This window comes from Kutzneria chonburiensis (genome assembly GCF_028622115.1).
GTDB classification, from domain to species: domain Bacteria; phylum Actinomycetota; class Actinomycetes; order Mycobacteriales; family Pseudonocardiaceae; genus Kutzneria; species Kutzneria chonburiensis.
Map to the genome: position 1 here is coordinate 5939151 of NZ_CP097263.1, position 25768 is coordinate 5964918.

Sequence of the window (25768 nt, forward strand, 5' to 3'; positions counted from 1 at the left end):
ATCGGAGTCCGAACACGCTTCTGGGGTGATCTCTCCCGAAGTGCGGGACACCCGGATGGCGCAATCGCCACCCGTACGGGTGACATTGCGCCCCTGACCGGCCCCAACCTGCCGTGAAGGGGGCCTTCCTCCACTCCGAGTGCAGGAAGGCCCCCTTCCTGACAAAACGGTCAGATCAGTGAGATGGAGCGCACGGTGTGGGCGCCGACGGCGGCGCCGATCGGCTCCAGCACGCCGGCGTCGACCGGGCGGTCGGCGCGCAGCAGCATGACGGCGTCGGAGCCGTCCTTGGTCTGCGAGATCTGCGCCGCCTCGATGTTGACGCCGGCCTCGCCGAGCAGGGTGCCGACGGTGCCCATGACGCCCGGCCGGTCCTGGTACTCCAGCAGCACGAGCTCGCCGCCGGCCCGCAGGTCGAAGCCGCGGCCGTTGACCTCGACGAGCTTCTCCACGCCGTCGAGGCCGGACAGCGTGCCGGAGACGCGCAGCGCGGTGCCGTCCGGCAGCGCGGCGCTCACGGTCAGCAGGCTGCGGTGGTTGGCGCTCTCCGCCTCCTTGACCAGGTTGACCGACACGCCAAGGGTCTCGGCCAGCGTCGGCGCGTTCACGAACGTGACCTGCTCGTCGACGATGCCGGAGAACACGCCGCGCAGCGCGGCCAGCGGCAGCACCGAGACGTCCTCGTTGGACAGTTCGCCACGGACGGTCACGGTCACCGAGGCCGGGGCCTTGCCGGCCAGGGCCGACAGCACCACGCCGAGCTTCTGGGCCAGCGGCAGGTACGGGCGCACCTCGTCGTTGACCACACCGCCGCTGGCCACGTTGACCGCGTCAGGCACGAAGTCGCCGCGCAGGGCCAGCCGCACCGAGCGGGCCACGTCGGTGCCGGCGCGGTCCTGGGCCTCGGCGGTCGAGGCGCCGAGGTGCGGCGTCACCACGACGTTGGGCAGCTCGAACAGCGGCGAGGACGTGGTCGGCTCGGTCTCGAAGACGTCGATGCCGGCGCCGCCGACGTGACCGTCCCGAATGGACTCGGCCAGCGCCGTCTCGTCGACGAGGCCGCCACGGGCGGCGTTGACGATGATGACGCCCTTCTTAGTCCGGGCCAGCTGCTCCTTGCCGATCAGGCCCTTGGTCTCCGGGGTCTTCGGCAGGTGGATGGAGATCGCGTCGGCCCGCTCGAGGAGCTCGTCCAGGCTGACCAGCTCGATGCCCAGCTGCGCGGCGCGGGCCGGCGCGACGTACGGGTCGTACGCGATCAGCTCGGTGCCGAAGGCGGCGATACGGGCCGCGAACAGCTGGCCGATCTTGCCGAGGCCGACCACACCGACGGTCTTGCCCAGCAGCTCGACGCCGGAGAACGAGCTGCGCTTCCAGGCGCCGCCGCGCAGGCTGGCCGAGGCCTCCGGGATGCGGCGGGCCACCGCCAGCAGCAGGCCGACGGCGTGCTCGGCGGCCGAGGTGATGTTGGACGTGGGCGCGTTGACCACCAGCACACCGTGCTTGGTGGCGGCCGGCACCTCCACGTTGTCCAGGCCGACGCCGGCGCGGGCGACCACCTTGAGCTTGCTCGTCGCCGCGAACACCTCGGCGTCCACCTGGGTGGCCGAGCGGACCAGCAGCGCGTCCGCGTCGGCGACGGCGGACAGCAGGGCGGCCCGGTCGGTGCCGTCGACGTGGCGGATCTCCACCTCGTCCCCGAACACCTCGATGGTGGATGGCGCGAGCTTCTCGGCGATCAGAACGACGGGACGACTGGCATTGGTCACGACACAGCTCCAGGTTTGACGCGCGCGACTTACTCGGACGGGCCACCGGCACGACGCTGTGCTGGACCTCGTCGCATCCTACGAGTTGGCCGCCGTGATGGAAGGGGTGATGTTAACTTCCCCGTAACTACCAGGGCTCATCGAACTCGCCGTCCCGCGCGCCTTTCACGAAGGCGTCCCACTCCGCGGGAGTGAACACCAGAACGGGCCCGGTCGGCTGGGCGGAATTACGCATCGCCACGTAGGTGACGCCGTCGGTGTGCGGCACGAAGGCCACCTCGACGTGCTCGCCCTCGGTGTCGTCGCCGTCACCGCGCTGCCACCGCACGCCGGTCAGGTCCAGGCTGCCGCGGACCTGCTTCTTGTCGTCATAGATCGGCACGGAGTCGTTGCTCACGCCCGGCAGCGTAACGGCGAACGGCCCCCGCTCCGCAGGGAGCGAGGGCCGTCCAGGGGGAAAGCTCAGGCCGTCTCGGTGATCGGACGGTCCACCCACGACATCAGGCCGCGCAGCTTCTTGCCGACCTGCTCGATCGGGTGCGCCTCACCCTCCTGCTGGAGCTTGGTGAAGTTCGGGCGGCCGGCCTCGTCCTCGTTCACCCACTCGGTGGCGAAGGTGCCGTCCTGGATCTCGCCCAGGATCTTCTTCATCTCCTCCTTGACCGACGGCGTGATGACGCGCGGGCCGCGGGTCAGGTCGCCGTACTCGGCGGTGTCGGAGATCGAGTAGCGCATCTTGGCGATGCCGCCCTCGTACATCAGGTCGACGATCAGCTTGAGCTCGTGCAGCACCTCGAAGTAGGCGATCTCCGGGGCGTAGCCGGCCTCGGTGAGCACCTCGAAACCGGTCTGCACCAGCGCGGAGGCGCCGCCGCAGAGCACCGCCTGCTCGCCGAACAGGTCGGTCTCGGTCTCCTCCTTGAAGGTGGTCTTGATGACGCCGGCGCGCGAGCCGCCGATGCCCTTCGCGTAGGACAGGGCCAGCGCCTGCGCGCCGCCGGTGGCGTCCTGCTCGACCGCGATCAGGCAGGGCACGCCCTTGCCGTCCACGAACTGGCGGCGCACCAGGTGGCCCGGGCCCTTCGGCGCGACCATCGCGACGTCCACGTTCGACGGCGGTGTGATCAGGCCGTAGCGGATGTTGAAGCCGTGCCCGAAGAAGATCGCGTCGCCGTCCTTAAGGTTGGGCGCGATGTCGTCGGCGTAGATCTTGCGCTGCTTGGTGTCCGGAGCCAGGATCATGATCAGGTCGGCCTCGGCCGACGCCTCGGCCGGGGTGAGGACCCGCAGGCCCTCCTCCTCCGCCTTGGCCCGCGACTTCGAGCCCTCGGGCAGGCCGATGCGAACGTCCACACCGGAGTCGCGCAGGCTCAGCGCGTGGGCGTGGCCCTGGCTGCCGTAGCCGATGACGGCCACCTTGCGGCCCTGGATGATGCCGAGGTCGGCGTCGTCGTCGTAGAAGGTCTCGACAGTCATGGCTTTCCTTGTGTTCCTTCCGAGGATTTTTAGCGGGCCGCGGTGGCGGTGATGGAGCGGGCGCCGCGTCCGATGGCGACCATGCCGGACTGCACCATCTCACGCAGGCCGTAGGGCTCCAACATCCGCAGCAGCGCGTCGAGCTTGTCGCCGGTTCCGGTTGCCTCGATGGTCAGCGCTTCGGGCGAAACGTCGACCACCTTCGCGCGGAACAGCTGCACCGTCTCCAGCACCTGGCTGCGCACGGTGGCGTCGGCACGGACCTTGACCAGCAGCAGCTCGCGCTGCACGGCCGTGGTCGGTTCCAGTTCGACGATCTTGATGACATTGATGAGCTTGTTGAGCTGCTTGGTGACCTGCTCCAGCGGCAGCTCGTCCACGCCGACCACGATGGTCATCCGGGAGATGTCCGGGTGCTCGGTCGGGCCGACCGCGAGCGACTCGATGTTGAAGCCACGGCGGGAGAACAGGCCGGCCACGCGGGCAAGGACACCCGGCTTGTTCTCGACCAGGACGGACAGAGTGTGCTTGGTCATCGTCATCACACGTCCTCGTCGAACAGCGGGCGGATGCCGCGGGCGGCCATGATCTGGTCGTTGCCGGTGCCGGCAGCCACCATCGGCCACACCTGCGCGTCCTTGCCGACCACGAAGTCGATCACGACCGGGCGGTCGTTGATCTCCATCGCCTGCTGGATCGTGGCGTCCACGTCCTCCTTGGACTCACAGCGCAGCCCGGCGCAGCCCAGCGCCTCGGCCAGCATCTTGAAGTCCGGGATGCGGTGCTTGTGGGTGCCGAGGTCGGTGTGCGAGTACCGCTCCGAATAGAACAGGTTCTGCCACTGCCGGACCATGCCGAGGTTGCCGTTGTTGATCACGGCGACCTTGATCGGCGCACCCTCGATGGCGCAGGTGGCCAGCTCCTGGTTGGTCATCTGGAAGCAGCCGTCGCCGTCGATGGCCCAGACCACCTTGTCCGGCGCGCCGAACTTGGCGCCCATGGCGGCCGGCACGGCGAAGCCCATGGTGCCGAGGCCGCCGGAGTTGATCCAGCTGCTGGGACGCTCGTACTTGATGAACTGAGCGGCCCACATCTGGTGCTGCCCGACGCCGGCGGCGTAGATCGCGTCCGGGCCGGCGATCTGCCCGATGCGCTCGATCACGTACTGCGGGGCCAGCGCGCCGTCGGACGGCCAGTCGTAGCCCAGCGGATAGGTCTCCCGCCAGCCGTACGTCTCGGTGACCCACGGCGCGATGTCGGCGGTCGCGGTGTGCTCCCGCTCGGCCTTCACGGCGGCGATCAGGTCGCCCAGGATCTCCTTGCAGTCGCCGACGATCGGCACGTCCGCGCGGCGGTTCTTGGAGATCTCGGCCGGGTCGATGTCGGCGTGCACGATCTGCGCGTCCGGCGCGAACGAGCTGAGCTGCCCGGTGACCCGGTCGTCGAAGCGGGTGCCCAGCGCGATCAGCAGGTCGGCCTTCTGCATGGCCGCGACGGCCGCGACCGTGCCGTGCATGCCGGGCATGCCCAGGTGCTGCGGGTGCGAGTCCGGGAACGCGCCGCGGGCCATCAGCGTGGTGACCACGGGGATACCGGTCAGCTCGGCCAGCTCCAGCAGCTCGGCGGTGGCGCCGGACTTGATGATGCCGCCGCCGACGTAGAGCACCGGCCGGTGTGCGCCGGTGATCAGCTTGGCCGCCTCGCGGACCTGCTTGCCGTGCGGGCGGGTGGTCGGGCGGTAGCCCGGCAGGCGCAGCTCGGGCGGCCAGGAGAAGGAGGTGGTCTCCTGGAGCACGTCCTTGGGGATGTCGACCAGGACCGGGCCGGGTCGGCCGGTGCTGGCGATGTGGAACGCCTCGGCGATCGCCCGCGGGATCTCCGCCGGGTCGGTCACGAGCACGTTGTGCTTGGTGATCGGCATGGTGATGCCGCAGATGTCGGCTTCCTGGAACGCGTCGGTGCCGATCAGCGCCCGGCTCTGCTGGCCGGTGATGGCGACCACCGGGACGGAGTCCATGTAGGCGTCGGCCAGCGGCGTCACCAGGTTGGTCGCGCCGGGGCCGGAGGTGGCCATGCACACGCCGACCTTGCCGGTGGCCTGCGCGTAGCCGGTGGCGGCGTGGCCGGCACCCTGCTCGTGGCGGACGAGCACGTGGCGCAGCGTCGTGGAGTCGAGCAGCGCGTCATAGGCCGGCATGATCGTGCCGCCGGGAATGCCGAACACGACCTCGCAGCCGACGGCCTCGAGCGAGCGCACGAGCGAGGCGGAGCCGGTCACGCGGACCGGGGCGCCGCCGGGCGGCGCGGGTTTCGGTGGCGGGCCGGGGCGCGGCGGAGTCGCGCCGGGGACCGGGGCTTGTCGCGAGGGTGCGCTGGTCATCGGGGCTGCCTCGGGGTCGGTGGTCCTGCGGAGGATTCATGGTGCAACAAGCATGAAAAAACCCCCGTCAACCACACTCGAAACGTGGTCGAACGAGGGTCGCGCGCCGACGCGGACTCATGGTCCCTAGGCGTCGGCGCGCCTCGGAAGTACGAGGCCGGTGTCACGCAGCATGGCTCGGACGGTACTGCTGGCCGGGTCCGGGCGTCAACTCTGCGGGAAAACGCTCCCGGATGGTGGAACGAAAAGCCCAGGTGCGAGGATCGTGAACGTGAGTGAGTCCGCCCCGCCGTCCGTCCAACGAGTGATCTTTCGCGTGCCGACGACCGGCCTGCTCCCGCTGGGTCTGCTGGCCATCTGCGAGTCGCCGGTGGTGGCGTCCACCAACGCGGTGTTCGCGCTGCTCTACCTGATCCCGATCGTGGGCGCGGTGTGGATCCTGCGCACCCGCACGGTGGTCGACTCCGAGCAGCTGCGCACCCGGACCCTGTTCGGCTCCCGCACGCTGGCCTGGGCCGACATCCGCTCGCTCAAGCTGCCCCGCCGCGGCTGGCTCAACGCCGTGCTGGCCGGGGACGAGCTGGTCCCGCTGCCCGGCGTGCGCACCCGGCACCTGCCGATGCTGGCGGCACTGTCCGGCGGCCGGCTGTCCGATCCCGACGCCGCCGCCGGGGACGCGGAGTAACCTGGTCTGCGAGCCGCGACCCGGTCCACGTCAACTTTTCCGCAAGGCCAATCAGTTTTTGGAGGAGCAGTGCCCCAGCTGCGCTCCCGCACCACGACCCACGGACGCAACGCCGCGGGCGCCCGCGCGCTGTGGCGGGCCACCGGCATGACCGACAGCGATTTCGGCAAGCCGATCGTGGCGATCGCCAACTCCTACACCCAGTTCGTGCCGGGCCACGTGCACCTGCGTGATCTCGGCGACATCGTGGCCGAGGGCGTGCGCGCGGCCGGCGGCGTGCCGCGTGAGTTCCACACCATCGCGGTCGACGACGGCATCGCCATGGGCCACGGCGGCATGCTCTACTCGCTGCCCTCCCGCGAGATCATCGCCGACTCGGTCGAGTACATGGTCAACGCCCACCAGGCCGACGCGCTGGTGTGCATCTCCAACTGCGACAAGATCACCCCGGGCATGCTCAACGCCGCGCTGCGGCTGAACATCCCGGTGGTCTTCGTCTCCGGTGGTCCGATGGAGGCCGGCAAGGCCGTGGTCGTCGGTGGCGTGGCGCAGGCCCCGACCGACCTGATCACCGCCATCTCGGCCTCGGCCAGCCAGGAGGTCGACGACGACGGCCTCACCGTCGTCGAGCGTTCGGCCTGCCCGACCTGCGGTTCGTGCTCGGGCATGTTCACCGCCAACTCGATGAACTGCCTCACCGAGGCGCTCGGCCTCTCGCTGCCCGGCAACGGCTCCACGCTGGCCACCCACGCGGCCCGGCGGTCGCTGTTCGAGAAGGCCGGCACCACCGTCGTCGAGCTGTGCAAGCGCTGGTACGGCGAGGACGACGACTCCGTGCTGCCGCGCTCCATCGCCAACCGCAAGGCGTTCGAGAACGCCATGGCGCTGGACATGGCCATGGGCGGCTCCACCAACACCGTGCTGCACATCCTCGCCGCCGCGCGGGAGGGTGAGATCGACTTCACGCTGGCCGACATCGACGCGGTCGGCCGTCGCGTGCCCTGCCTGTCCAAGGTGTCGCCGAACTCCGACTACCACATGGAGGACGTGCACCGGGCCGGTGGCATTCCCGCGCTGCTGGGCGAGCTGTGGCGGGGCGGGCTGCTCAACGAGGACGTGCACTCGGTGCACAGCCCTTCGCTGTCGGAGTGGCTGTCCACTTGGGACATTCGCGCCGCGTCGCCGTCCGAGGAGGCGCTGGAACTGTTCCACGCCGCGCCGGGCGGAGTCCGCACCACGCAGGCCTTCTCCACCGAGGCGCGGTGGTCCTCTTTGGACACCGACGCCGATGGCGGCTGCATCCGCGACGTCGCGCACGCGTACACCAAGGACGGCGGCCTCGCGGTGCTGCGCGGCAACCTGTCCGTGGACGGCGCCGTGATCAAGTCCGCCGGCATCGAGGAAGAGCTGTGGCGCTTCCAGGGGCCGGCGCGGGTCGTGGAGAGCCAGGAGGAGGCCGTTTCGGTCATCCTCAACAAGGAGGTCCAGCCGGGCGAGGTCATCGTCGTGCGCTACGAGGGCCCGGCCGGCGGTCCCGGCATGCAGGAGATGCTGCACCCGACCGCGTTCCTCAAGGGCTCCGGCCTCGGCAAGAAGTGCGCGCTGATCACCGACGGCCGGTTCTCCGGCGGCTCGTCGGGCATCTCCGTCGGGCACATCTCGCCCGAGGCCGCGCACGGCGGCGTCATCGGCCTGGTCGAGAACGGCGACCAGATCCTGATCGACGTGCACGAGCGCAAGCTGGAACTGCTGGTCGACGAGGCCGTGCTGGCCGAGCGCCGGGCCAAGATGGAGTCCAGCGAGCGGCCGTGGCAGCCGCGTGACCGGCAGCGCCAGGTCACCCTGGCCCTGCGCGCCTACGCCAAGCTCACCACCTCAGCCGCCACCGGCGCCGTCCGCGACCCCTCTCTGTAACCGCTTCAGCGGTCGGAACGGACCATTCCAAAACTCGGAGTTTTGGAATGGTCCGTTCACAACTTCCAGGGGCGGGGGTCGGTCACCAGGAGTGACCAGATTTCCGAGTCGTGGCGGCGGCCGCCGAACAGGTAGGACTCGCGCAGGACGCCGTCCAGGGTCATGCCGAGGCGCTTGGCCGCGGCCTTGCTGCGCTCGTTGGCCGTCATCGTGATCCACTCGATGCGGTGCATGCCCCGCACGTCGAAGGCCCAGTCGATCATCAGCTGGGCCGCCTTGGTGATCAGGCCGTGGCCCTGGGCGTGCGGGGCCAGCCAGACGCCCAGCTCGCAGTTGCCGGTGGTCAGGTCGAACTGCACGAACAGGATCGCGCCGACCAGCTCGCCGCGCAGCCGGATGCCCAGCAGCCGGCCGGCCCCGGCCGCCTGGTGGTCGGCGTAGCGCTGGAGCAGCTCCCGTGCGCTCTCGGTGTCGGTCACCGTGCTGGCCAGCGGGATCCACGGAGCCAGGTGCGCGCGGTGCCGGTCGATGTGCTCGGCGAACTCGTCCGCCTGCCAGGGTTCGAGCGGGGTCAGTTCGGCGTCTTCAGCCAGCGGCAAGGAGAGCATGGGTCAGTTATCTCAGCAGCAGTTGCAGCGCGGCAACCGCGATAACGGCCAGCGAGAACAGCGAGGTGCCGTAGGCCAGGGCGTGCCGGTACCAGGGCGTGCGACGGTCCAGCGAGATCCGGCCCGGGCCGGCGAACAGCACCGCGAAGGCCGCGCCGGCCAGGGCCACCGCCAGCTCGTAGTCGTTCAGGCCGCCGTTCCACTGCAGGATGATCGTGTTGCCCACCACCGCCAGCACCGCGGCCGCCGCGAGCGGCGTGAACAGGCCGAGGATGATCAGCACCGCACCGCCCAGCTCGGCATAGCCCAGGGCCGGCGCGAGGATGTCCGTGTAGCGGAAACCCGCCTGCTGCAACGACTTCGCGAAGTCGCCGAGCCCGTGGCCGCCGAACCAGCCCAGCGTGCGCTGCGCGCCGTGCACTCCGACCAGGCCGCCCAGCATCAGGCGCAGGCCGAGCAGCCCCAGGTCCGCCCCGCCGTGCCAGGGCGCGACCGGCCGGGATGGTGGTTCCTCGTACGCGAGCGTGGTGCCGTACTCGGGCTCTTCGTCGTCATCGAGGTGGTGCAACCCCGTTTCGAAGGTGCTCACCGGCGGCAGGATAGGCAACCTTCGGCCGCCGAACGACCGCCGAACAGAGCAGTCGGTTAGTACTCGCCGTGTACCAGGTTGCGCGGTTCTTCACCTTTGACGAACCTCGCCACCTCCGCTGCCGCCACCCCGTACGCCCTCTTCTCCCGCCCCGTGCAGCTGCCGGCGACGTGCGGCGTGAGCAGCAGGCCGTCCACACTCCACAGTGGATGACCTTCCGGCAGCGGTTCCGGCTCCGTCACATCCAGCGCCGCCCTGATCCTCCCTGTCTGCAACTCGGCCACCAGCGCATCCGTGTCCACCACCGGCCCCCGCGCCCCGTTGACGAGAATCGCCCCGTCCTTCATCCGCGCCAGAAACTGCGCGTCCACCATCCCCGTCGTGTCGGATGTGAGCGGTACTACCATCACCACCACGTCGTACTGTCCGATGAGGTTCGGCAGCTCCTCTTCCCCCCGCACGCCTTCCCGAGCCGTGCGCCCCACGATCGTCGTCTCCACGTCGAACGGTTCAAGCCTCTTCGCGAGCTGATGGCCCAGATCCCCCGCCCCCACGATCAGCACCCGCTTGTCCTGAAGCGTGTCCGTGACCTGGAACGCCCAGCGCCCTTCCCGCTGCGCGTCCAGGAAATACGGCAGGTGCCGGTAGAAGGACAGCAGCACTCCCACCACCCACTCCGCCGTGCTCCCCCCGTGGGCTCCCCGGCACGTCGACAGCTTCACCCCTTCCGGCAGCCGGCCCAGCCACACCTCCGCCCCCGCGCTCAGCAGTTGCACCAGCTTCAGCTTCGGCAGCTTCTCCACCAGCGGCACCGCTCGCTTGCCCGCCAGGAACGGCGGTATCAGCACCTCCGCCTCCCCCGCCTCCGCCGGCAGCTCCCCTTCGACGTCGTACCGCACCGTCCGGACACCCTCGACCGCCGCCAGCGCCTCCAGCGCATGCTCGTCGGGCACCAGCACAGTGATCGCCTCGTGATCGGTCACGCCCCGACCCTAGTCCGCACGGCCTGCTCCCGGTCCCGTCTCGTGCTTGTCGCCCGGGAAGGGGGCACGGGGTACAGGGGGTGCTCACCTGGGGTTCACGTGGGCGCGCTTACGCTCGGGCATCATGCGGAGAGCTAGCCGGGTTGTTGCCTCGTCGGTGGCGCTCGGACTGCTGCTCGGCGGGTGTGCGAGCTTCCCGGATCAGTCGAACGGGGCGGGCGTCCAGGACTGGCAGCCGCAGCCGAAGCTGACCGAGGCGCCGGGACCTGAGCCGAATGCGCCGGGCGGGTCGAACGCGGAGGGCGGCGGGAACGTCCAAGGGCCGAACGGGACGCCCCGGCAGGTGCCGCCGCCGCAAGGGTGCACGGACTTCGACCAAAACGTGATCGGCACGTGCATGGCGCCGCTCGCCGCGGTGGCGGCGCTGCCGGGCGGGGCTAGTGGCCTGGCGGCGGAGCGGACGACGGGCCGGGTGCTGGCGGTGCAAAGGGGCCAAGAGCCGAAGCCGGTGGCGACGATCCAAGTGGACGCGGCGACGGACGGCGGGCTGACGGGGCTGGCGCTGTCGCCGACGTACCAGCAAGACCAACTGGTGTACGCCTACGTGACGACGGCGACGGACAACCGGGTGATGCGGTTCGCGGTCGGGGACACGCCGAAGCCGGTCCTGACGGGCATCCCGAAGGGCCCGACGCACAACCGGGGCGTGCTGGCGGTGGACCGGAGCGGCGCACTGCTGGTGGCGACGGGAGACGCGGGCAACGCGGCGGCGGCGAACGACCCGTCGACGCTGGCGGGCAAGGTGCTGCGCATCGACGGCCTGGGCCACCCGGCGGCAGGCAACCCGAACCCGTCCTCGGCGGTGGTGATCAGCGGCCTGCAAGACCCGGGCGGCATGTGCACGGCGGCGGACGGCAGCGCGGCCTGGGTGACGGACCAGACGCCGAACGCGGACCAGCTGTACCGGATCACGCCGGGCCAACCCCAACTGGGCACACCGGCCTGGAGCTGGCCGGACAAGCCGGGCGTGGCGGGCTGCGCGGCGTTCACGGACGAGATCAGCGTGGCGACGGTGCACAAGCCGGGCATCCAGGTGCTGGTACTGGCCAAGACGGGCGGCTTCACCGGCAAGCCGAGCACGATCATGGACGGCCCGGGCGGCTACGGCCTGATCGGCGCGATGGACGTGGTGGACCAGAACACGCTCCTGGTCGGCACGGTCAACAAGGACGGCGGCAAGCCGGTGTCCAGCGACGACCGGGCGATCATCATCCCGAAGCCCAACGGCGGCCAGCCCAAGGACTGACTCATATTCTAGCGCTAGAATAGGGGGCATGGCCGAGCTGACCGATGGCGAGTTGACGGTGCTGGGGCTGGTGGTCGAACAGCCACGTCACGGCTACGAGCTGGAGAGGGTGATCGAAGAGCGGGGTGTGCGCGCATGGACGGCGCTCGGCTTCTCCTCGATCTACTACGTGCTGGACAAGCTGGCCAAACGCGGCCTGATCGAGACGGCCGGTGCTCCCCCGTCGGGTAAGTCACGGGCGACCTTCCGTGCGACGGAGGAAGGCCGTGAACTGTGCGTAAAGGCCACGCGTGAGGCGCTGGCGACGCTGACGCCCGTACGAGCGCGGGTCCTGATCGGCCTGGCGAACAGCCCGGGCCTGCCGGACAAGGACGTGGCCACAGGACTGACGGAGCGCCTGGAGAAGCTGCGCCGGCAGCACGAAGAGGTCAGGGCGGTCCGCGCCGAGCAGGAACCGCTGCCGACGGCGGCGACGGCGATCTTCGACTACAGCGAAGCCATGCTCGCGGCGGACATCGGCTGGACCGAGGCGACGCTGGCCATGCAGACCTCGATGGACAAGTACGACATCAAGAAGGCCCATCGGGCGCTCTACTCGCCGTCGTCGAAGGACTTCGCCCTGGTCGACGTGCCCGAGCTCCGGTACATCGCGGTCGACGGGCGTGGCGATCCGAACACCTCGAACGAATACGCCAGTGCGATCGAAGCGCTGTACGGGGTGGCCTACACCCTGAAATTCGCCAGCAAGAAGACCCTCGGTAAAGATTTCACGGTCGGACCGCTGGAAGGACTGTGGCGCGCTGATGATCCGTCCGTGTTCACCGCACGACACAAACAGTCGTGGGAATGGACCATGATGATCAGTCAGCCGGACTGGATCACGGAGGACATGGTGCGCTCCGCGGTCGATGCCGTCGCCAAGAAGAAAGAGAACCCCGCGCTCGACAAGGTCCGCCTGCACACCTTCACCGAGGGAAAATGCGTGCAGATCCTGCACATCGGCCCCTACGACGACGAAACCGCCACGCTGGACCGCCTGCACAACCACTATCTCCCCGACAACGGCCTGACCTTCAACGGCGACCACCACGAGATCTATCTCAGCGACGCCCGCCGAACGGCGCCGGCCAAGCTGAAAACGATCCTGCGGCAGCCGGTCAAGCAATGAAAAAGGCCGTTCCCGAAGCCGGGAACGGCCTTTTCACACAACGAGTCAGCTACAGCGCTCGATGATCAGCTCACGGACGCGCTTGGCGTCGGCCTGGCCCTTGGTGGCCTTCATGACGGCGCCGACGATGGCCCCGGCGGCGGCGACCTTGCCGGCGCGGATCTTGTCGGCGACGTCGGGCTGGGCGGCCAAGGCGTCGTCGATGGCGGCGGTCAGGGCGGAGTCGTCGGAGACGACCTTGAGGCCCCGGGCCTCCACCACGGCGTCCGGCTCACCCTCGCCGGCCAGCACGCCGTCGACGACGGTACGGGCCAGCTTGTTGGTGAGGCTGCCGTCGGCGACCAGGGCGACGACCCGCGCCACCTGGGCCGGCGTGATCGGCAGCTCGGCCAGCTCCTTGTTCAGGGTCTTGGCCTGCTGCGACAGGTACGACACCCACCACGACCGGGCGTCGTCCGGCTTGGCCCCGGCCTCGACGGTGGCCGAAACCAGGTCCAACGCGTCGGCGTTGACCAGGTCCCGCAGCTCGGCGTCGCTGAGGCCCCACTCCTGCTGGATCTGCTTGCGCCGCACCCACGGCGGCTGCGGCAGGCTGTCCCGCAGCTGCGCGACCCACTCCCGCGACGGCGCGATGGGCACCAGGTCGGGCTCGGGGAAGTAGCGGTAGTCCTCGGCGGTCTCCTTCGTGCGCCCGGCCCGCGTGGTGGCGGTGGACTCGTCGAAGTGCCGGGTCTCCTGCTTGATCGTCCCGCCGCCGGCCAGCACGGCGGCGTGCCGGGTCATCTCGTAGCGCACGGCCCGCTCGACCGACCGCAGCGAGTTGACGTTCTTGGTCTCGGTGCGGGTGCCGAACTCGGTGGCGTCCTTGGCCATCAGCGACACGTTGGCGTCGCAGCGCATGGAGCCCTGGTCCATCCGCACGTCGGAGACGTTCAGCCCCCGCAGCAGCTCCCGCAGCGTGGCCACGTAGGCCCGGGCGATCTCCGGCGCGCGGGCCCCGGTGCCGGTGATCGGCTTGGTGACGATCTCGATCAGCGGCACGCCGGCCCGGTTGTAGTCGAGCAGCGAGTAGTCGGCGCCGTGGATGCGGCCGGTGGCCCCACCGACGTGCAGCGACTTGCCGGTGTCCTCCTCCATGTGGGCCCGCTCGATGTCCACCCGGAAGATCGTGCCGTCGTCCAGCTCCACGTCGAGGTAGCCGTTGAAGGCGATCGGCTCGTCGTACTGCGAGGTCTGGAAGTTCTTCGGCATGTCCGGGTAGAAGTAGTTCTTCCGGGCGAACCGGCACCACTGCGCGATCTCGCAGTTCAGCGCCAGGCCGATGCGCATGGCCGACTCGACGGCCTTGCCGTTCACGGCCGGCAGCGCGCCGGGCATGCCGAGGCACACCGGGCACACGTGGGTGTTGGGCTCGCCGCCGAACACGTTGGCGCAGCCGCAGAACATCTTGGTGTTGGTGTTGAGCTCGACGTGCACCTCGAGCCCGAGCACGGGGTCGAACCGCTCGAGGACCTCGTCGTAGTCCATCACCTCGGCCACGGCGGTCACGCGTCCCCGTCCTTTCGGGCCCCACGGATGGCCAGCGCCCCACCGGTGACCGCGACCAGCACGCTGGCCAGCGCGTTCACCAGGGACAGCTTGTCGTTCTTGGCCACGGCCTTGCGGGCCTGGGCGCCGGCCGCGACCACGCCGATCAGCGAGCCGACGATGGTGATGGCCAGGCGGATCTTGTTCACGTTCATCGGGAGATCGCCTCCAGTTCGGGCACGCGGTTGATCAGCGGGCCGCCCTGCGCGGCGTCGCGGGCGACCTCGTAGGCGGCGGCGACGCGGTACATCCGCTCGTCGGCCAGCGCGGGCGCCATCACCTGAAGACCGGTCGGCAGGCCGTCCTCGGCGGCCAGCCCGGCCGGCACGCTCAGCGCGGCGTTGCCGGCCAGGTTGGACGGGATGGTGCACAGGTCGTTGAGGTACATGGCCAGCGGGTCGTCGATCCGCTCGCCGATCTTGAACGCGGTGGTCGGCGTCGTCGGCGCGACCAGCACGTCCACCTGCTCGAACGCGGACGAGAAGTCACGCGAGATGAGCGTGCGGACCTTCTGCGCCGAGCCGTAGTAGGCGTCGTAGTAGCCGGCCGACAGCGCGTACGTGCCGAGGATGATGCGGCGCTTGACCTCGGGCCCGAAGCCGGCCTCGCGGGTCAGCGACATGACCTCCTCGGCCGACAGCTCGCCCAGCGCGCCGCCGTCGACCCGCAGGCCGTAGCGCATGGCGTCGAAGCGGGCCAGGTTGGACGAGGCCTCGCTCGGCGCGATCAGGTAGTACGCGCCCAGGGCGTACTTGAAGTGCGGGCAGGAGACCTCGACGACCTCGGCGCCCAGGTCGCGCAGCTGCTGCACGGCGGCGTCGAAGCAGTCGATCACGCCCTGCTGGTAGCCCTCGCCGCGGAACTCGCGCACCACGCCGACCTTGACGCCCTTGAGGTCGCCGGTCGCGCCCTGCCTGGCGGCCTCGACGACCGGCCGCACCGGCTGGTTGATGGACGTGGAGTCCATCGGGTCGTAGCCGGCGATCACCTCGTGCAGCAGGGCGGCGTCGAGCACCGTCCGGGCACAGGGACCGGCCTGGTCCAGCGAGGAGGAGAAGGCGACGAGGCCGTAGCGGGACACGGTGCCGTACGTCGGCTTCACGCCGACGGTGCCGGTCACGGCGCCGGGCTGGCGGATCGAGCCGCCGGTGTCGGTGCCGATGGCCAGCGGCGCCTCGAAGGCGGCCAGCGAGGCCGAGGAGCCGCCGCCGGAACCGCCGGGGATGCGCTCCAGGTCCCACGGATTGTGGGTCGGCCCGTACGCCGAGTTCTCGGTGGAGGAGCCCATGGCGAACTCGTCCATGTTGGTCTTGCCGAGGATGACGACGCCGGCGGCGCGCAGCCGCTCGGTGACGGTGGCGTCGTACGGCGGCAGCCAGTTCTCAAGGATCTTGGAGCCGACCGTGGTGGGCTCGTCGACCGTGGTCAGCACGTCCTTGAGGGCCAGCGGCACGCCGGCCAGCGGGGACGCGACCTCGCCGACGGCGATCTGCTCGTCGACCTTGGCCGCGGCGGCCAGCGCACCCTCGTCGTTGACGTGCAGGAAGGCGTGCACGGCCCCGTCGACGGCGGCGATGCGGTCCAGGTGGGCCTGCGTCACCTCGACCGCGGAGACCTCACGCTTGTGGATCTTGTCGGCCAAGTCCGCGGCCGAAAGACGGATGAGCTCGCTCACTGTTCCTCCCCCAGGATGCGGGGCACGCGGAAGCGGCCCTCCTCGGCGGCCGGCGCGCCGGCCAGCGCCTGCTGCTGGGTCAGGCACGGGCGGACCACGTCCTCGCGGAAGACGTTGGTCAACGGCACGGCGTGGGAGGTCGGCGGCACGTCCTGCTGGGACACCTCGCTGACCTGGGCCACCGCGTTCAGGATGGCGTCCAACTGGCCGGCGAACAGGTCCAGCTCGTCGTCTGTCACGGCCAACCTGGCCAGCCGGGCGAGGTGTGCCACCTCGTCTCGGGAGATGCTGGGCATGCGGAGGTGCTCCTCCAAGCGTGAGCGGGGCTAACGTGCATGACCGATCGAGTCTAGGACGCAGCCGTGCGCAGCTCCGAGCGGGTATCGAGCCGGCTTCGTCTCGTCTGGCGGACGACGATCCTCATCACGGCCGCCGGTCTGCGACAATCGGCGGCCGGTGCGGGCGGCGAGGTCCCGTACACGAGCATGGAGGCGTTGCGCCGTGTCCTTCCTGATCCGGGTGCAGCTCCCGGACCGACCCGGCACCCTGGGCGCGGTCGCGACCGCGCTCGGCGAGATCGGGGCTGACATCCTCAGCGTGGACGTGGTGGAGCGCGCTCCGGGCCTGGCCATCGACGACCTGGTGGTGGAGCTGCCGTCGGGTCGCCTGCCGGACGCGCTGATCACCGCGGCCGAGTCGATCGAGGGCGTCGAGGTCGACGCCGTGCGGCCGTACGCCGGCGTGCTCAACACGCACCGTGAGCTGGAGCTGGTCGAGGAGATCGCCGCGCAGCCGGCCCAGGGGCTGGCCATCTTCGCCGAGGGCGTGCCGCGCATCGTGCGGGCCGGCTGGGCCGTGGTCGTCACGCACGACGGCGACGGCGTGCACCGGGTCGCCGCCAGCACCGCCGCGCCCGAGACCCGCATGGTCACCGTGCCGTGGATGCCGCTGCCGCGGGCCACCATCCTCGACGGCGAGGAGGACTGGGTGCCCGAGACCTGGCAGGAGCTCGGCACCGAGCTGGCCGCCACACCGCTGGGCAAGCCCGAGCGGGTGCTGCTGGTCGGCCGCCCCGGCGGGCCGATGTTCCGGGCCGCCGAGCTGGCCCGGCTGGCCCATCTGGCCGGCATCGTCGCCGTCGTCCTGCCGGACTGAACGCGAAACTGTGCCCGACCGGGCGATGGCGACCACCTCCAATTGGCCGTCGCCATCGCTCCGACCAGCGGCGACAGTTATTACTAGGTAAATTTTGAGAGTTCTCCCAGGCAACTGTTTCGCGATTTCGGCCAATTCCGTCGGGATACTTCGGTCACCGACAGCGAATGGAGAACATCGTGTTCCGAATCAGTGCCGTCGTCGCGGCCGTCGCCCTGGCCACGGTCACCGCCGCGGCGCCGGCGTGGGCGTCCGGCCAGGTTTCGGTCGTGCACTTCGACCTGGCCGCGCATCAGCAGCCGGAGAACATCACCCTGGAGCCGGACGGCTCGGCCGACCTCACGTTCAACGGGGCCAGGCAGGTCGCGCGGGTGACCAGGGACGGCCGGATCACCATCCTGGCCCAGCTGCCGGGCGGTGTCTCCGGCATCGTCCGCACCGGCGACGGCACGCTCTACGTCAACGTCAACGCCGGCGCGCAGACCGGCGTCTACCGGCTCGGTCACGGAGCCGCCACCCTGTTCGCGCCGCTGCCGGCCGGCTTCGTCAACGGGCTCGCGCTGGACGGCCGCACCCTCTACGCCACCGATTCCTCGGCCGGACAGGTGTGGCGGATCCCGTTGAGCACCGGCAAGGCCGCGGTCTGGGCGCAGGGCGGGCCGCTGGCCAAGGTTTCCGGCTTCGGGTCCAACGGCATCAAGGTGCATGACGGGGCCGTCTGGGTCAGCAACACCGACACCGGCATGCTGCTGCGGATCCCCGTCCGCCACGACGGTTCCGCCGGCCCGATCCAGACCCGCGCCACCGGCCTCGCCGGCATCGACGACTTCACCTTCGACGGCCCCGTCGTGCTCGCCGCGATCAACTCCGCCAGCCGGCTCGCCGTCATCCGCCCCGACGGCTCCCACACCATCGCCCTGACCGCCGCCGACGGCCTGTCCAACCCCACTTCCATTGCCGTACGCGGAAAGTCCGTCTACGTGGCCAGCGCCGCGTACCGCACCCAGCTCGACCCCAACCTGCTCATCACCCGGTTCTGAGCAGCGCTCGGGCAGCGCCGATCAGGTCGGCGTTGCCCTGGGCGGGGGTGCCGTCGGGGCGGTGCAGGCAGTCCTCGAGGCCCATACGGGTGGCGAGGCCGAGCCGGGCGGCGGTGTCGAGGACGGGCCAGGCGTCGGAGTCCTCGCCGTGCAGCAGGATGGGCCGGGACGACCAGGAAAGGGCGGCCAGCAAGGGATCCGGGGAGTGGCCGGGCTGGACTTCGGCCAGGACTCGGACGGTGCCGGGCGGGAAGCCGTTGGCCCGCAAGGTCTGTGCGGCTGACACGTGAAAGACGCCGAGCTCGATGCCGATGCCGGCGGCGTGCAGGGCGGCGCAGACGGACTGCCAACCGTCCTCGTGCACGTTCACGGAAGCGGTGTCGGGACGGCCGGCGGCCAACGCGGCCCAGCCGGCGACGAGTTCGGCCCGGCGTACGGGATCGGGCTGGATCCACGCCCCGGTGGTGACGCTGATCTCGACGCCGGGGACGGCGGCACGGACGACGGAGACGGCGGTGGCGACCTCCGGCCCGGCCAACACCTCGAGGCCGGCGGCGTCACGCGGATGCACGTGCAGCGCGGTCACGCCGAGCTCGACGACGGCAGCGGCGTCGGCGGCGAGCTCCTGGGGCGTGACGGGCAGCGCGGGATGGGCGTCCCGGCTTCGACTCCCGTTCAGACAGGCTTGCAGCATGCTTCGACCGTGCCCTGAGAACGCCGCAACGGCAACGGGGCCAATTCATTCGATCGAGCTAAGACTGTGTGGGTTGTCGGACAACGGCTTGGACTGGCCACGACTACTCCGATACGTTCCAGCGGCCAGGGCGTGGGCTCGGCACGAAGCGAGGAGACGTGATGCGAGGCCATCACCGGGTGGTGCATCCCGAGGCGGCCCTCGCGGTCTCGGCCGGCATCACCGGCATCACCTTCGCGGCGGTGGTCGCCGTGATGGCCGTGCAGCACGTCAGCGAGCAGGCCACGGACGTGCGCAACGCGGGCCAGACCCCGGCGCCGACCCCGAGCACCACCACGGTCACGCCGACCCAGCAGCCGCCGACCACGATCATCGTGCAGCAGCCGGCGCCGCAGACGAAGGTGCTGGTGGTGACCAAGGAGGTGCCGGCGCCGACCAGCTCGGCGCCGCGGTCGGCGCCGCAGCCGAGGGACCTGACGCCCTCGACCACGGTGCACGAGCGCTACCAGGAGATGGTCACGGAGTGGCCGTCCATGGCCGGCAACGTCTTCGACCTATTCGTCCACTGAATCGTCTGCCCCGATGGTGGCGACCGCGGTCGCCGCGTCCGGCCCTTCGGCCAGCAGCACCCGGAAGCCGTCCTCGTCCAGCACCGGCACCTTGAGCTGGATCGCCTTGTCGTACTTGGATCCCGGGCTCTCCCCGACCACCACGAACGAGGTCTTCTTCGACACCGAGCCGACGGCCTTGCCGCCGCGCACGATGATCGACTCCTTGGCCTCGTCACGGGAAAAGCCCGGCAGCGTCCCGGTGACCACGATGGACAGGCCCTCCAACACCCGCGGCGTGGCGGCGTCCTGCTCCTCCTCGAGGCGAACGCCGGCGGCACGCCACTTCTCGATGATGTCCCGCCGCCACTCCCACTCGTGCCACTCCAGCACGGCGGCGGCGATGGTCGGGCCGACGCCGTCGGCCGCGGCCAGCTCTTCCTCGCTGGCGGCGAAGATCCGGTCGATGGAGCCGAAGGTGACCGCGAGCGCCCGCGCGGCCGACGGACCGACGTGCCGAATGGACAGTGACACCAGCACCCGCCACAGGTCGCGGTCCTTGGCCGCGTCCAGGTTGACCAGCAGCCGCGCGCCGTTGGCCGACAGCTTGTAGCCGGACTCGGACTTCTTGTCCTGGGCCCGGAACAGCTCGGTCCGCAGCAGTTTGTCCTCGTCGAGGTCGAAGACGTCGCCCTCGTCCTCGATGACATGGGCCTCCAGCAGAGCGGCCGCCGCCTCGTAGCCCAGCACCTCGATGTCCAACGCCTTGCGGCTGGCCAGGTAGAACAGCCGCTCCCGCAGCTGCGCCGGGCAGGACTGCTGGTTGGGGCACCGGATGTCGGCGTCGCCCTCCTTCTCGTACCGCAGCGTGGTGCCGCACTCCGGACAGTCCACCGGCATCACGAATTCACGGGCGTCATCGGGTCGCACGTCGATCACCGGACCGAGGACCTCGGGAATGACGTCGCCGGCCTTGCGGATGACGATGGTGTCGCCGATCAGCACGCCCTTGCGCTTGACCTCGGACGCGTTGTGCAGCGTCGCCCGCGCCACCGTCGAGCCGGCCACGAACACCGGTTCCGTCACGGCGTACGGCGTGACCCGGCCCGTACGGCCGACGCCGACCAGGATGTCCAGCAGCTTGGTGGTGGCCTCCTCCGGCGCGTACTTGTACGCGATCGCCCAGCGCGGGGCCCGGGACGTGGAGCCCAGACGGCGTTGCAGCGCCACCTCGTCGACCTTGACCACGATGCCGTCGATCTCGTGCACGGCGTCGTGCCGGTGCTCGCCCCAGTAGGCGATGTGCGCCTCGACCTCGCCGATCCCCTTGACCAGCTTGGTGTGCGGCGACACCGGCAGCCCCCACGCCGCCAGCGCCCGGTAGGCGTCGGACTGGCGCTCCGGCTCGAAGCCCTCACGCTTGCCCAAGCCGTGGCAGATGAAGCGCAGCGGGCGGCTCGCGGTGACCTTGGGGTCCTTCTGCCGCAGCGAGCCGGCGGCCGAGTTGCGCGGGTTGGCGAACGGTTCCTTGCCCGCCGCGACCTGGGCGGCGTTGACGTCGGGGAAGTCCTCCAGCCGGAAGAACACCTCGCCGCGCACCTCGACCAGCTTGGGCACCGGGAACTCGGCGGTGCCGGTCAGCCGCTCGGGGATGTCCTTGATGGTGCGGACGTTGAGCGTGACGTCCTCGCCGGTGCGGCCGTCGCCGCGGGTCAGCGCCCGGACCAGCTTGCCGTCCTCGTAGAGCAGATTCAGCGCGAGGCCGTCGATCTTGAGCTCGCACAGGAAGTGCGCGTCCTCGCCGATCTCCTTGTGCACCCGGTCGGCCCAGGCCTGGAGGTCCTCGGTGTTGAAGACGTTGTCCAGGCTGAGCAGCCGCTCGAGGTGGTCGACGGTGGTGAAGTCGGTGGAGAAGGTGCCGCCGACGCGCTGCGTCGGCGAGTCGGGGGTGACCAGGCTCGGGTAGGTGTCCTCGATGCCCTGGAGTTCCCGCAGCAGCGTGTCGAACTCGCCGTCGGTGATCGTCGGCGAGTCCGTGACGTAGTAGCGGAACTGGTGGCCGCGGATCTGCTCGGCGAGCTCGCCGTAGTGCGCTCGAACGTCGTCGGGAACCTCTTCGGGGCTGGTCACAGCCCTAAGACTATCGGCACCCACCGACAGTTTCCGGCCGTCAGGCGTCACCGCTCCAGGTGGTCTGACCGATCGGATTGCCGTCGGCGTCCTGGCCCGCCAGGCCCCGCACGATCGTCCGCAACTCCAGCAGCGTGATGCCCTGTTCCGGGGCCGCCTCGGCGGTCTCAACGCGGCGCAGGCGCTCGGCGGCCAGCCGCTCGCCGAGAGTGGCGTCGAGCGGCAGGAAGGTCATGGCCGTACGGGCCTCGTCGGTCAGCGCCGCGAGCTCAGGATGGTGCACGGCGACGTCGACGACGCCCGCGTCCCGGTCGACCTGAGCCACCACCCGAACGTCGGCCAGCCGCAGCCGGTGATCGCCGATGTTGACGGTGACCTCGGTCGGGTCCGGCACCGGCGGCACCGAGTCGTGGTACTCCCAGATCATGTCCTCATCCGGCGCGGCGGCCTGCCAGGCGTCGGTCAAGGGGCGCAGATCGGGGCGCTCCTGGCCGGTGACGACGAGGGCGTAGACGGCGCGCTGGCCGCGTTCCACCGAGAAGTGCAGCTCCGGGTGGATCGCCGCGACCTCCTCGCACAACAGGTGCTCGATGCGCGTGGGCTCGCTGTCGCCAAGGGCCGAGTTGATCTGCGGCAACAGCTCGTTCCAGCGTTCCCAGAACCGGTCGGCGCGGGCCTGCGGGTTCTCCGTCGCGGGTTCCAGCCACTCCGCCACCTGCTCGGAGTCGGGCTCGACGACGGGGGTGTCGTGCTCGGCGTGACGGCGCCGCCACGGGAACCACTTCATCCCGCCATTGTCCGCCTCGGTGCGCCGTTGTCTCCCCTGTTGGGGCCGTTCGGTCCAGCGAATGCGGCCATTCGCGACCAGTTTCCGACGATAGATGAAGCGCATTCGCGTTAGTCAGCTGCCGGCAACTGCCGCAACGGCAGCTTTGCTCACGGCCGAGGCCTGGTCGATGCCGGTCTGCTCGTCGGGCTGCGAGCTGGACAGGTAGGCCACCAGGTAGGTGTGCCCGCTGTGACTGACCTGGCCGATGCTGTTGACCGCCCACAGGTCGTTGTCCGAGTCCACCGGCAGCCAGCCGTTCTTCAACGCCGGCGTGGTCCCGGGATCGGCGGCGGCGGAGACGCCCCAGACCTGGTCAGGCTCGACCTGGTGCATGAGGTCGGCGGCGTACTTGCGGGAGGCGTCGTCCAGCAGCGACTTGGGCGAGGTCAGCACCGACAGCACGGTGAGCTGGTCGGCGACGTTGGTCGTGGTCAGGCCCCAGTAGTCGTCCGTGCCGGCGACCGTGTCGCGTAAGCCGAAGGCGTGGTTGGCCGTGGTCATGCCGGCGGCGCTGCCCACGTCGTCCCATAACGCCGTGGCCGAGTCGTTGTCGCTGGCCTCGATCATCTTGGTGGCGGCCGTGTCCTCGTCGTCGGTGAGCGGCGTGCCCTGCTGCTGCGACTGGTAGAGCAGCACGGCCAGGATGTCGGCCTTGACGATGCTGGCGGTCGCGTAGGTCTCGTCCGGATTGAAGGTGGCGGTGACGCCGGTCTCCTGGTCGAGCACGGCGATGGAGAAGTCGCCGGTCTTGCTGGCGCTCAACGGGGCCATGGCGGCGGCCAGCGCCGCGGTCGGGTCGGACGGGACCGAGGTGGCGTCCACCGTGGGGGTCGGGGCGCTGCTCTTCTTGGTCAGCGTGTCGGTGGCCGCGGCGGACTTCGGCTTCGGCTGCGCACTGCCCGCGACCGGGGACGCGGCGACGCTGCCGTCCACGCCGACCACGACAGCGGCCAGCCCGGCACCGGCGACGACGGCGGCGAGCAACACCAGCACTCGGTGCCGCGTCCACGCCGGCCCGGAATCTCGACCCATGCGGTAAGCCTCGTATACGGACCTGCGGAGAAGCTGAAGAGCAAACCGGGAACACCCTAAGAGTTGCCTGTCAGGATTGCCAGGGAGCGTTCTCGGTCAATGGTGAACCGCTCCATACGGAAATCACCGGACATGGCGAGGGACCGCCCGATCGGGATCGGGCGGTCCCTCTATCCCTGCCTCAGCCTGCCGCAGTCAGGCTGAACGCGAGCGCGGCGGTCGAGGTGAAGTCGAGCGCCGGCTCCGAGCTCTGCCACGTGCGCGCGTCGTCCATGTAGCGCGAGGTGGTGGAGTCGTAGGTCTTGAACGAGGAGACACCGCACTTCTTGCCGCCGTCGGGCAGCGTGTCGATGCTCTTGAACAGGCTGGCCTTGTTCGGGCCGTTGACCACCGCACCGACCGCGACCTTGTCGCCGCCGGTCAGGCTGCCGGCCAGGTTGGCCACCTGGTGCTGCATGCAGTGCGGGAACGTGCTGCCGACGCCGACCACCAGCGAGGTGCCCCACGCGTTCGAGCCGAGCGTGAAGTCGCGCTGCTGGGTGGCGAAGCTGTCGTAGTCGTGCTTGCCGGTCAGCTGGTCGTAGAGCAGGGCCGTGGCGACGAAGCCGAAGCTGTGGCTGGCCACGTCGAAGTCGGTCACGGAGGCGCCGGTGCGGAACGGGCTCTTGGTCGCCTCGGTGACGCCGTCGGACAGCTGGCGGCTCAGGTCACCGGTCAGCTGGGCCTCGGTGACGTCGACCTTGGGCGCGTTCTTCAGGCGCAGCAGCTTCACCAGGTCGGCGTGGCCGAGCGCGCTGGTGTCGTAGACGTTGAGCGTGCCCTTGTCGCTGCTGGCCAGGTAGGCCTTGGCCCACTTGGCCGCGTCCGCCGTGAAGCCGCTGACCCGGTTGTCGCCCAAGGCGTTCGCGGCCAGGCCGAGCTCGGTCGCGCCCAGCTCCAGGTCGTCGAGGTAGGAGGACTCGGGGTAGTAGCCGTGCGGGTAGGCCGAGACGATGCCGCCGCCGGCGGTGTCGGCCAGGGCGTAGATCGACGCCGCGGTCGACAGGTACTGGGTGGCCTTGCTCTTGTCGGTGGCCGCCAGGTTCTGCGCCGCCACCGCGAACGCCGCCGCGACCCGGCCGGCCAGGTTCGGGCTGATCTTCGCGCCGGCCTTGTTGGCCGCGAACACCGGGCGGTTCTTGATGTAGTAGTTCTCGTCGCCCACCTTGACGCTCAGCTTGTCGTCGGCCTCGGGCAGCCGCCAGACGTCGTGGTCGCCGAGGAAGTTCTCCTTGCTGCTGCCGCCGCCCACACCGACCTGGGCGTAGAGCACGCCGGTCTTGGCGTCCCACATCTTGCTCAGGAAGTCCAGGCCGTACCGGGCCTCCGCGCCGAGCGAGGCGCTCGGGCGAACCCGCTGCGAGAGCAGCAGGTTGGTCACCGCGTACGAGGTCGTGACGGTGAACTTGAGGAAGTCGCCGGCGTCGAACCAGCCGCCGGAGGCGTCGATCGTCACGCCGGTCTTGGCCATCTTGCTGCTGATCGTGTCGTCGCCGGTGAAGGTCGGCACGGCGTAGACCGAGGCCGTCTTGTCGGCCAGGTGGCTGGGCTTGCGGTTGAGCACGCCCGGGATGACGTCGGCGCCGTCCCGCTGGACCTGGAAGAACTTGACCACGTCGTCGGCGATCGGCGCGAACAGGGCGTTGGCGCTGTCGACCTTGAACGACGGGGAGAGGGTGCTGCCGACCTTGATCTGGTACGTGCCGGCGGTCTTGAGCGCCGAGATGTCGATCGGGTAGACGGCGCTGTAGGCCGTGCTCCACGTCCCGGTGCTGGCGCCGACCTTGCCGGTCAGCACCGACTTGCCCGCGGCGTCGGTCACCGTGAAGGCCGCGCCCGCGTTCGACGTCGTGCCCATCAGGTACGCGGCCTTGGTCTCGGCGGCCGCGTAGCCCACCTGGTCCACCCGGATCTGGGCGGTCGTCGCCGCCGCGGCGGGGACGGCGAAGCTCACCGAGGCGATCGCGGCCAGGGTCGCGATCGCCGCTGTTCCAACTCTCATGGGGTCCTCCGGTGCAGGGGCCGGCGGCGGCGGGAGCCCAAAAACAGTTAAGAAAGTTTCCTAATTTGTTGAGATGAAAGCTACGTCACAGTCAAGCTCGGGTCAAGAGGATCAACCGGACAAACCCCCTGAATCGAGCCCGGCACAGCCGCCCGAGAG

At 70.1% G+C, this 25768-nt stretch carries 24 protein-coding genes; 7 read left to right on the forward strand and 17 right to left on the reverse strand.

Features of this window, described 5'->3' with window-relative positions; translation table 11 throughout:
• Window positions 1–170 precede the first annotated feature (170 nt).
• From serA to M3Q35_RS26850, 5 genes are all read right to left on the reverse strand, one after another.
• Entirely contained in the window at window positions 171–1769 is a 1599-nt protein-coding gene (gene serA, locus M3Q35_RS26830; RefSeq protein WP_273935291.1) for a phosphoglycerate dehydrogenase, read from the reverse strand.
• Window positions 1770–1896: 127 nt separating this feature from the next.
• Window positions 1897–2166, reverse strand: coding sequence for a DUF397 domain-containing protein (locus tag M3Q35_RS26835; protein WP_273935292.1), 270 nt, complete (start codon window positions 2164–2166; stop codon window positions 1897–1899).
• A gap of 65 nt (window positions 2167–2231) precedes the next feature.
• Complete coding sequence (ilvC, locus tag M3Q35_RS26840) at window positions 2232–3245, reverse strand: ketol-acid reductoisomerase (protein WP_273935293.1); 1014 nt, start codon at window positions 3243–3245, stop codon at window positions 2232–2234.
• Between the two features lie 29 nt (window positions 3246–3274).
• Entirely contained in the window at window positions 3275–3781 is a 507-nt protein-coding gene (ilvN, locus tag M3Q35_RS26845) for an acetolactate synthase small subunit (RefSeq protein WP_211765656.1), read from the reverse strand.
• A 5-nt stretch (window positions 3782–3786) separates the two neighbouring features.
• Window positions 3787–5625, reverse strand: coding sequence for an acetolactate synthase large subunit (locus M3Q35_RS26850; protein WP_273935294.1), 1839 nt, complete (start codon window positions 5623–5625; stop codon window positions 3787–3789).
• A 271-nt stretch (window positions 5626–5896) separates the two neighbouring features.
• On the opposite strand from M3Q35_RS26850, the gene M3Q35_RS26855 reads away from it, so the two are divergent.
• Both M3Q35_RS26855 and ilvD read left to right on the forward strand, forming a co-directional pair.
• Window positions 5897–6310 (forward strand): PH domain-containing protein, encoded by a 414-nt coding sequence (locus M3Q35_RS26855; protein WP_273935295.1) that lies wholly within the window; start codon window positions 5897–5899, stop codon window positions 6308–6310.
• A gap of 69 nt (window positions 6311–6379) precedes the next feature.
• A complete protein-coding gene (ilvD, locus tag M3Q35_RS26860) occupies window positions 6380–8224 on the forward strand; it encodes a dihydroxy-acid dehydratase (protein WP_273935296.1) in 1845 nt (614 codons plus the stop codon).
• Window positions 8225–8280: 56 nt separating this feature from the next.
• Here the strand turns inward: ilvD and M3Q35_RS26865 are convergent, their stop codons facing one another.
• Genes M3Q35_RS26865 through M3Q35_RS26875 form a run of 3 tightly spaced genes read right to left on the reverse strand, consistent with a single transcriptional unit; the run spans window position 8281 to window position 10404 of the window.
• Window positions 8281–8832 (reverse strand): GNAT family N-acetyltransferase, encoded by a 552-nt coding sequence (locus tag M3Q35_RS26865; protein WP_273935297.1) that lies wholly within the window; start codon window positions 8830–8832, stop codon window positions 8281–8283.
• Between the two features lie 7 nt (window positions 8833–8839).
• Window positions 8840–9421, reverse strand: a complete 582-nt coding sequence (locus tag M3Q35_RS26870; protein ID WP_273935298.1) for a DoxX family protein — start codon at window positions 9419–9421, stop codon at window positions 8840–8842.
• Between the two features lie 56 nt (window positions 9422–9477).
• On the reverse strand, window positions 9478–10404 hold the full coding sequence (locus tag M3Q35_RS26875) for a 2-hydroxyacid dehydrogenase (protein WP_273935299.1): 927 nt from the start codon (window positions 10402–10404) through the stop codon (window positions 9478–9480).
• A gap of 124 nt (window positions 10405–10528) precedes the next feature.
• Here M3Q35_RS26875 and M3Q35_RS26880 point away from each other — a divergent pair, with 124 nt between their 5' ends.
• Window positions 10529–11710, forward strand: coding sequence for a PQQ-dependent sugar dehydrogenase (locus M3Q35_RS26880; RefSeq protein WP_273935301.1), 1182 nt, complete (start codon window positions 10529–10531; stop codon window positions 11708–11710).
• 28 nt (window positions 11711–11738) lie between these two features.
• On the forward strand, window positions 11739–12878 hold the full coding sequence (locus M3Q35_RS48555; protein ID WP_337960476.1) for a GyrI-like domain-containing protein: 1140 nt from the start codon (window positions 11739–11741) through the stop codon (window positions 12876–12878).
• A 45-nt stretch (window positions 12879–12923) separates the two neighbouring features.
• Here M3Q35_RS48555 and gatB read toward each other — a convergent pair whose 3' ends face one another.
• The 4 genes from gatB to gatC are packed head-to-tail and all read right to left on the reverse strand — an operon-like array spanning window position 12924 to window position 16436.
• Entirely contained in the window at window positions 12924–14426 is a 1503-nt protein-coding gene (gatB, locus tag M3Q35_RS26895) for an Asp-tRNA(Asn)/Glu-tRNA(Gln) amidotransferase subunit GatB (RefSeq protein ID WP_273935302.1), read from the reverse strand.
• On the reverse strand, window positions 14423–14620 hold the full coding sequence (locus tag M3Q35_RS26900) for a hypothetical protein (RefSeq protein ID WP_273935303.1): 198 nt from the start codon (window positions 14618–14620) through the stop codon (window positions 14423–14425). The genes gatB and M3Q35_RS26900 overlap by 4 nt, the downstream gene beginning before the upstream one ends.
• A complete protein-coding gene (gene gatA, locus M3Q35_RS26905; RefSeq protein WP_273935304.1) occupies window positions 14617–16140 on the reverse strand; it encodes an Asp-tRNA(Asn)/Glu-tRNA(Gln) amidotransferase subunit GatA in 1524 nt (507 codons plus the stop codon). The genes M3Q35_RS26900 and gatA overlap by 4 nt, the downstream gene beginning before the upstream one ends.
• On the reverse strand, window positions 16137–16436 hold the full coding sequence (gatC, locus tag M3Q35_RS26910) for an Asp-tRNA(Asn)/Glu-tRNA(Gln) amidotransferase subunit GatC (protein WP_116178337.1): 300 nt from the start codon (window positions 16434–16436) through the stop codon (window positions 16137–16139). The genes gatA and gatC overlap by 4 nt, the downstream gene beginning before the upstream one ends.
• A gap of 205 nt (window positions 16437–16641) precedes the next feature.
• Between gatC and M3Q35_RS26915 the strand changes: the two genes are divergently transcribed.
• Window positions 16642–17295, forward strand: a complete 654-nt coding sequence (locus M3Q35_RS26915) for an ACT domain-containing protein (protein ID WP_273935305.1) — start codon at window positions 16642–16644, stop codon at window positions 17293–17295.
• A 179-nt stretch (window positions 17296–17474) separates the two neighbouring features.
• Window positions 17475–18335, forward strand: a complete 861-nt coding sequence (locus M3Q35_RS26920; RefSeq protein WP_273935306.1) for a DUF6923 family protein — start codon at window positions 17475–17477, stop codon at window positions 18333–18335.
• Here the strand turns inward: M3Q35_RS26920 and M3Q35_RS26925 are convergent.
• The gene (locus tag M3Q35_RS26925) at window positions 18322–19029 is read right to left on the reverse strand and encodes a 3-keto-5-aminohexanoate cleavage protein (protein ID WP_273935307.1); all 708 of its coding nucleotides are present in this window, start codon (window positions 19027–19029) and stop codon (window positions 18322–18324) included. The two genes, M3Q35_RS26920 and M3Q35_RS26925, sit on opposite strands and share 14 nt — an antisense overlap.
• A gap of 161 nt (window positions 19030–19190) precedes the next feature.
• Here M3Q35_RS26925 and M3Q35_RS26930 point away from each other — a divergent pair, with 161 nt between their 5' ends.
• On the forward strand, window positions 19191–19598 hold the full coding sequence (locus tag M3Q35_RS26930; protein WP_273935308.1) for a hypothetical protein: 408 nt from the start codon (window positions 19191–19193) through the stop codon (window positions 19596–19598).
• Here M3Q35_RS26930 and ligA read toward each other — a convergent pair.
• The 4 genes from ligA to M3Q35_RS26950 all read right to left on the reverse strand — a co-directional run bounded on the left by ligA (window position 19584) and on the right by M3Q35_RS26950 (window position 25609).
• Window positions 19584–21737 carry an NAD-dependent DNA ligase LigA gene (gene ligA, locus M3Q35_RS26935; RefSeq protein ID WP_379794228.1) on the reverse strand — a complete coding sequence of 718 codons (2154 nt, stop codon included), beginning with the start codon at window positions 21735–21737 and terminating at the stop codon, window positions 19584–19586. The genes M3Q35_RS26930 and ligA overlap by 15 nt on opposite strands.
• 10 nt (window positions 21738–21747) lie before the next feature.
• A complete protein-coding gene (locus tag M3Q35_RS26940) occupies window positions 21748–22494 on the reverse strand; it encodes a hypothetical protein (RefSeq protein ID WP_273935310.1) in 747 nt (248 codons plus the stop codon).
• A gap of 114 nt (window positions 22495–22608) precedes the next feature.
• Window positions 22609–23568 carry a serine hydrolase gene (locus M3Q35_RS26945; RefSeq protein WP_273935311.1) on the reverse strand — a complete coding sequence of 320 codons (960 nt, stop codon included), beginning with the start codon at window positions 23566–23568 and terminating at the stop codon, window positions 22609–22611.
• 181 nt (window positions 23569–23749) lie between these two features.
• Complete coding sequence (locus tag M3Q35_RS26950; protein WP_273935312.1) at window positions 23750–25609, reverse strand: glycoside hydrolase family 9 protein; 1860 nt, start codon at window positions 25607–25609, stop codon at window positions 23750–23752.
• Window positions 25610–25768 lie beyond the last annotated feature (159 nt).